Here is a 6,058-nt window from a genome sequence, read left to right on the forward strand (position 1 = left end):
TACGGATTACTGAGGTTTCCCGCAGTGTGCGGGCACATGCCTCCCGCTAGCGTTATTGATCGTGAACACAGTGGTGCGTCGAGGGGCGCGACTCGGGGTCGGACTCGGTATCGGAAGCGGCACGGCGGTGATAGAGCTGGTCTTCTCGCTGCTCGCGGGCATAGCTCTGCTCCTCGTGCGGGCATGGCCACGGGGGCGCCGCGCGGTCATGCGGCCGGTGGGCGCCTGCGCGCGAAGCCTGGTCGATCTGGAGCGGCACCGGCTCCGCACGATGCTCGACGAGCGGGTCTCCGCGAGTTACGAGCCGACCGGAGCCCTGCGCTATCTCGCGACGCGCTGGGCGCTCGGGCTGTTCGGGGCCGGCCTGGTGCTGACCGCGCTGCTCGGCGTCGCGTACGGCACCTTCTTCGTCTACGCCTGGGCGATCATCGAGATCGAGAATCCGGGCACGCTCGCGATCGCCACCCTCGGCGGTCTGTTCCTCCTTCTCCTCTCTGTACCGGCGTTCTTCGCAATCGCCGCGTTCGAAGGGAAGTTGGCCAGGCACTTCCTGGGCCCCAGCCGTCAGGAGGCATTGGAACGCCGGATAGAGCAGCTCGCCGTCAGCCGGGCGGGAGTCGTGGACGTGGTGCATGACGAGCGCCGTCGTATCGAGCGGGATCTGCACGACGGCGTGCAGCAGCAACTGGTGGCCCTCGGGATGCTGCTGGGCCGTGCCCGCCGTACCCGCGACCCGCGGCACGCGGACGAACTGCTGCGGCAGGCGCACGAACAGAGCAGCCAGGCTCTCGACGAACTGCGGGAGGTGGCCTGGCGTGTCTATCCGACGGTGCTGGACGAGGCGGGTCTCCGAGCGGCGCTGGAGACGGTCGCCGAGCGGTGCCCGCTGCCGGTGCGGCTGCGTTGCCGGCTCGGCGGTGAGCCGCCGAAGGCCGCGGCGACCGTTGCCTACTTCGTCGTGTCCGAAAGCGTCACCAACGCGGTCAAGCACTCAGGAGCGACGAGTATCGATGTGAGAGTTGTCGAAGACACCCGTACGTTGCGAATAGAGGTGACGGACGACGGCAAGGGCGGCGCCGATCTGTCGGGCAGCGGTCTGTTCGGCCTGGCCCGTCGCGTCGACGCCCTCGACGGGCTCCTGCGGATCGACAGTCCGCCCGGCGGCCCCACCACCATCACCGCGGAGATTCCATGCGAGTAGTCCTGGCCGAGGATTCGACCCTGCTGAGGGAGGGCCTGGTGCGGCTGCTCGCCGAGGAGGGGCACGAGGTGGTGGACGCGGTCGCCGACGCGGAGGCCCTGCTGGCGGTCGTCGCCCGTGACCAGCCGGATGTGGTGGTGGCGGACGTCCGGATGCCACCCTCGCACACCGACGAGGGACTACGGGCCGCGCTGGAGATCCGCAAGCGATGGCCCGCGGTGGGAGTGCTGGTCCTCTCCCAGTACGTGGAGAAGCGCTACGCGACGGAGTTGCTGACCGCCGACTCGGGGGGAGTCGGCTATCTCCTCAAGGACCGGGTGGTCCAAGTGGACGAGTTCCTCGACGCGTTGGAGCGGGTGGCGGAGGGCCGGGCGGCCTTCGACCCGGAAGTCGTACGGCAGTTGCTGGCCCGCTCCAACCGCACGGATCCGCTGTCCCGGCTCACCGAGCGTGAGCGGGGAGTGCTCGGGGAAATGGCTCAGGGGCACACCAACACGGCCATCGCGCGGCGGCTGCACATCTCGGTGAGCGCCGTCGAGAAACACTGCAACGCGATCTTCGAAAAGCTGGAGCTGAGCGGAACGGGCGGCTACAGCCGCCGGGTCCTCGCCGTCCTGCGCTATCTGAACACCTAGGGCGTGCCCCCGGCGGTCGGTCGGCTCGGGACCCGGGGCGTCCGCTCGATCAGGTCCTAGGAGCAGCAGCCCCCGCCGCAGCAACCGCCTCCGCCGCCGGCCGAGGGGGCGGGGGCCGGTGAGCCCTTCGCCGAGCCGCCCACGGCGACGGTGGACAGCAGCTTGACGGTGTCCTGGTGGCCGGCGGGGCAGATAGCCGACGCCGACGACTCGGCCATGGGACGGCTGAGTTCGAAGGTCGTGTCGCAGGGGCGGCAGCGGTACTCGTAGCGAGGCATGGGGCCAGGCTATCCGGCCGTCCGGTGCGCGCCCTGCCGGTGGGAGGTCTCGGCACGGTGGGCGTGGACCGCGCGCTGCCCGGCGGCGGCGCGGCCGCGCCGCTCGTCCTCCACCTGGCTGGGATGACGGGCCCGCCAGTAGGGATTGTCGTGCGGCAGGCTGCCGCTGACTCTCCCGTACATGCCGAAGAACATGAGCAGCACACCCACCACAAAGCTGAACAGCACGTTCTGGATGCGGAAGGCGAGGGGGTTGAATCCGCTGTCGATCAGCGCGAGGTTGACGAAGCCGCTGAGGATGAAGAGAAGCCCGAGGATCATGTTCAGCGTCGAGGCGAAGTTCTTGCCGATCAGCATGCCGACGAAGAGCAGGACGCCGACGCAGATGGACAGGACGCTCAGCGCGCCGTTGGTGTTCAGGCCGGCGGTGGTGTGGCTGCCGGTGCCGAAGACACCGATCTGGTTGACCAGCCCGAGGATGCCGAACACGAGCAGCACCAGACCGATCAGCCCCGCACCGATCCGGTACACCCGGCTCAGGCTGTGGTCGACGGGCAGATGTTCGTCGAGCCTGACCCGCCGCTGTGGCCGTCGTTGCCGTGCGGGGCGGGAAATGGTCCCTTGACCGGACATGAGCGGCCCCCTTCAGCCGTACGTGCCAGTGGTCTGCGTTCGCACTTCGCACTTCTGTACGTGCCTCAAGGATCCGTCCGGCACGGCGAGGGGACAAATCGGGCAGCGGGGAGGGTGGCGGGGTGGATGGCGAGCGGACCGGTGGGGGCCGGGGCCGGTCAGGCCCCCGCGCCCCGCTCGTCCCGGATCTCACCGACGACGCGGGCCGCCGTGTTGCGCACCGCCTCCGTCTCCGTCAGGAAGTGCCACCAGTCGGGATGCCGCCCCTCCAGCCCCGCCACGGCCCGGTCCAGCCGCGCCACGGCGTCGTCCAGCGGGCGCGCGTGCCGGGGGTCGGGCGTGTTGCGGCCCGCCATCGCCAGCCGCTGCGCGTCCCGCACGGCGAACCGCGTCCGGTCGATCTCCTGCTGCGGGTCCTTCGAGACGGCGTTGAGCCGCTGCAGACGGTCACCGGCGGCCGACACGGCCTCGTCGGTGGAGTTCAGCAGCGCCCGGACGGTGCTGAGCAGGGCCGTCGCGTCGGGCCAGCGCTGCTCCTCGCGGGCCTTGGCGGCCTCCTTCAGCTTCTCCTCCGCCTGGTGCACGGAGATCCCCGCCTGCTCGGGCACGGGCTGGAGGTCCTGCCAGCAGGCGGCGCTGAAACGGCGCCTCAGCTCGCTCAGGACGGGCTCCACGGAGCCCGCGCGTGTCGTCAGGGCCTGCGCGCGTGTACGCAGCGACACCAGCCGCCGGTCGATCTCGGCCGCGCGCTCGGGCAGCCGCTCGGCCTCGGCCCGTACGGCCTCGGCGTCCCGCAGCACCCGGTCGGCGCGCTGAATCGTCTCGGCCACACCGTGCTGGCCCGCGCCCTGGTTGAGCTTGGTCAGCTCCGGGCCGAGCGTGGCCAGCCGTGCCGCCAGGTCGTCGGCCCGCAGCCCGGAGCCACGCACCGCGTCCAGGGCGTTGCTCGCGGCGAGCAGCGTCTGCCGCGCCCGCTCCACGGCGGGTGCCAGCCGGGCGAGCTGTGTCTCCGCCTTGTCGAGCAGCGGGCCGAGCCCGCGCTCGAAGCGGTCCAGCTCGCCCTTGACACGGACAAGCTCGTCCTTGGCCCTGGTCAGCTCCGTACGGGCCGTCGAGGCGACGGACGGTTCCAGATCGTGCCGGTCGAGATCGTGCGCGTCGACGGCGTTGATGTAGCCGCTGCTGGCCTCGTCGATCCGCTGTCCCAGCCTGGCGAACTCGTCCACGACCCGCCGCGCGCCCGGCGAGCTGTCCACCGCGGTGATCGTCTCTATCGAGATCCGCAGGTCGCGCTGGGCCGTGTCCAGCTCGTAGAAAGCGGCGGCGGCGGCGTCCTTGGCGGCCTGCGCGTCGGCCCGCTGATTCTCGCCGCGCCCGCCGAACCAACGCCGCGTACCCCCGCCGGCGAAGGCCCCCGGCAGGGTCGCGAGGACCAACGGCACCGGCAGCAGCATCAGGGTGAGGACATCACGGACGCCACCCGCCCTCGCTCGTGCGTGCGGCTGCGCGTGTGTCGCCGTCACATCCCTCTCCCGTGCCGATTACGCCCCTGCCGAGTACATTCTCCCACCAGGAAGGGACGAACACACGGGTCGGTTAGTTCGCGCTTCGGACTGTGACTTTGCCGTTGTCGCTACGGGCCTTCACCACATGGCCGCTGTCGTCGTCCGTGGGCACGTCCACATCGACGCTCCCGTTGTCGCTCTCGGCGGTCACCGCGTAGCGGGTGTCGGACTTCGGCAGGTCGATCGTGACGGACCCGTTGTCGCTGAACGTGTCCACCCTGTCCGGTACGGAAGTGAGCTTCAGCCGTACCGCTCCGTTGTCCGACCGGGCGTGCACCGAGGTGGACGAGACGCCGTCGGTCGTCACCTTGCCGTTGTCGCTGAACAGATCGAGCCTGCCGCTGGAGTTCCGTACATCGACGGAGCCGTTGTCGGAGCGGAGGTTCAGATCGGTGTCGAAGCCGTCGGCGCGCACGCTGCCGTTGTCGTTCTTCACCTTCACGGCCGTTCCGCGCGGCACCTCCACCCGGTGCCGGGACTCGCAGTTGTTCACCAGGGCCTCGCACTTCACCTTGAGCGTGAGGGTGTCCTCCTCCAGCTTCCAGACGGGGTCGGGCCCCGAACCGAACATCACCCAGCCGTCGACCCGGCGCGTCACCTCGATGTCCTTCACGTCCGACGGCACGAGGTCGATCGAGGTGTTCCCCGACGCGATGGTCAGCGTCTTCCCGCTGAAGGCGAACGACCGCTTCTCGACCGGCGCCTCGTCGGCGTCGGCGCTCCCGCACCCACTGACGGCGACCACGGCGAGCACGGCACCTCCGGCGGCGACGAGGGTGCGAGCGCGACGGGTACGACGGGTGTCGTGCGTTCGGAGCATGTCCACGGTGATCGGTCCCCCAAGATGGTCCTGCGTGATGTGCCTCCACGGTACGAATCCCACCGCCCCCGAACGATCCGGTCGGCCACCGTCTCGGTGGTGGGGATATCCCCCCGCCCCCGCCCCACCGGAGCGGCCCCGGGCGGCCCGGCCTGCGAAGGCGTTTGCGAACGGGGGCCCCGCTCCATGTACGCTGTTGCCTCATCCACGGGTGCGTAGCTCAGGGGTAGAGCGTTGCTCTTACAAAGCAAATGTCGGCGGTTCGAAACCGTCCGCGCCCACCAGTACGAAGGCCCCCAACCGATCATGGTTGGGGGCCTTCGGAGTCCACATGACATCCACATCTGACATCAACGGGCCCGTTTCACCCACGGCCCGGACGCTGCCGCTTCAACATGCGGTCCAGCTGACCCACGGCCCCGCGTTGGCTCCTGGACGACATGGGTGTAGACGTCCATCGTGACCGCGGTCTGACTGCGCGTGAGGATCTCCATTGCGACGCGGGGAGCGAAGCCCGCAGCGGTGAGCAGAGTTGCGCAACCGTGGCGGGCATCATGCAGCCGGATTACGGGTATCCCGGCGGTCTTAGCGACACGGGTGAACGAGCGGTACAAGTTGCGCGGCTCGATCCGCCGGCTACCGCGGGTTGTGAAGACGTATGCGGTCTCTTCCTACTGGTATCCGGCAACTTGGTGCATGGCTGTCTGCCGCAGCCGCTGCCAGCGCAGAGGGGCGACGCACAGAGCAGGCAGCGGCAGCTCCTTAAGGAGGAGTTGGGCTCATTGCCGATGGCACCGGCAGTTTTGTGGCTCCGCCCGGGCATTGAGACCACTAGGGCCTGTCTGACAATTCCCGTCGGATCAGCGAGCGTCCGCCGAGCCGGTAGTCCGGAGGTACTCCGACCGACCGGCGGGTATTGCCAGGCA

The 6,058-nt window shown here is 69.6% G+C and carries 6 protein-coding genes, 1 tRNA gene and 1 pseudogene; 3 read left to right on the forward strand and 5 right to left on the reverse strand.

The window, feature by feature from the left end:
* The first annotated feature begins 61 nt into the window (after positions 1–61).
* Complete coding sequence (locus ACFUN8_RS25245; protein ID WP_383641772.1) at positions 62–1,201, forward strand: sensor histidine kinase; 1,140 nt, start codon at positions 62–64, stop codon at positions 1,199–1,201.
* Positions 1,192–1,836, forward strand: a complete 645-nt coding sequence (locus tag ACFUN8_RS25250; RefSeq protein ID WP_383641775.1) for a response regulator — start codon at positions 1,192–1,194, stop codon at positions 1,834–1,836. Before ACFUN8_RS25245 ends, ACFUN8_RS25250 begins: the two co-directional genes overlap by 10 nt.
* Before the next feature lie 56 nt (positions 1,837–1,892).
* On the opposite strand, the gene ACFUN8_RS25255 is transcribed toward ACFUN8_RS25250, so the two are convergent.
* The 4 genes from ACFUN8_RS25255 to ACFUN8_RS25270 all read right to left on the reverse strand — a co-directional run bounded on the left by ACFUN8_RS25255 (position 1,893) and on the right by ACFUN8_RS25270 (position 5,132).
* Complete coding sequence (locus ACFUN8_RS25255) at positions 1,893–2,114, reverse strand: zinc ribbon domain-containing protein (protein ID WP_383641777.1); 222 nt, start codon at positions 2,112–2,114, stop codon at positions 1,893–1,895.
* A gap of 9 nt (positions 2,115–2,123) precedes the next feature.
* Positions 2,124–2,747, reverse strand: a complete 624-nt coding sequence (locus ACFUN8_RS25260; protein ID WP_383641780.1) for a DUF4383 domain-containing protein — start codon at positions 2,745–2,747, stop codon at positions 2,124–2,126.
* A gap of 158 nt (positions 2,748–2,905) precedes the next feature.
* The gene (locus ACFUN8_RS25265) at positions 2,906–4,270 is read right to left on the reverse strand and encodes a hypothetical protein (protein WP_383641783.1); all 1,365 of its coding nucleotides are present in this window, start codon (positions 4,268–4,270) and stop codon (positions 2,906–2,908) included.
* A 73-nt stretch (positions 4,271–4,343) separates the two neighbouring features.
* Positions 4,344–5,132, reverse strand: coding sequence for a DUF4097 family beta strand repeat-containing protein (locus ACFUN8_RS25270; RefSeq protein ID WP_383641789.1), 789 nt, complete (start codon positions 5,130–5,132; stop codon positions 4,344–4,346).
* A 209-nt stretch (positions 5,133–5,341) separates the two neighbouring features.
* Between ACFUN8_RS25270 and ACFUN8_RS25275 the strand changes: the two genes are divergently transcribed.
* Positions 5,342–5,416, forward strand: a tRNA-Val gene (locus ACFUN8_RS25275).
* Between the two features lie 80 nt (positions 5,417–5,496).
* Here ACFUN8_RS25275 and ACFUN8_RS25280 read toward each other — a convergent pair.
* Positions 5,497–5,896 (reverse strand): annotated as a pseudogene (locus tag ACFUN8_RS25280) (tyrosine-type recombinase/integrase); the annotation flags it as partial.
* Positions 5,897–6,058 lie beyond the last annotated feature (162 nt).

This window comes from Streptomyces sp. NPDC057307, assembly GCF_042667665.1.
In the GTDB taxonomy this organism is placed as follows: domain Bacteria; phylum Actinomycetota; class Actinomycetes; order Streptomycetales; family Streptomycetaceae; genus Streptomyces.

Bases quoted from the DNA above. Each gene is read 5' to 3' on its own strand.
- ACFUN8_RS25255 (WP_383641777.1), bottom strand. From the start codon at position 2,114: ATGCCTCGCTACGAGTACCGCTGCCGCCCCTGCGACACGACCTTCGAA.
- ACFUN8_RS25250 (WP_383641775.1), top strand. From the start codon at position 1,192: ATGCGAGTAGTCCTGGCCGAGGATTCGACCCTGCTGAGGGAGGGCCTG.
- ACFUN8_RS25260 (WP_383641780.1), bottom strand. From the start codon at position 2,747: ATGTCCGGTCAAGGGACCATTTCCCGCCCCGCACGGCAACGACGGCCA.
- ACFUN8_RS25270 (WP_383641789.1), bottom strand. From the start codon at position 5,132: ATGCTCCGAACGCACGACACCCGTCGTACCCGTCGCGCTCGCACCCTC.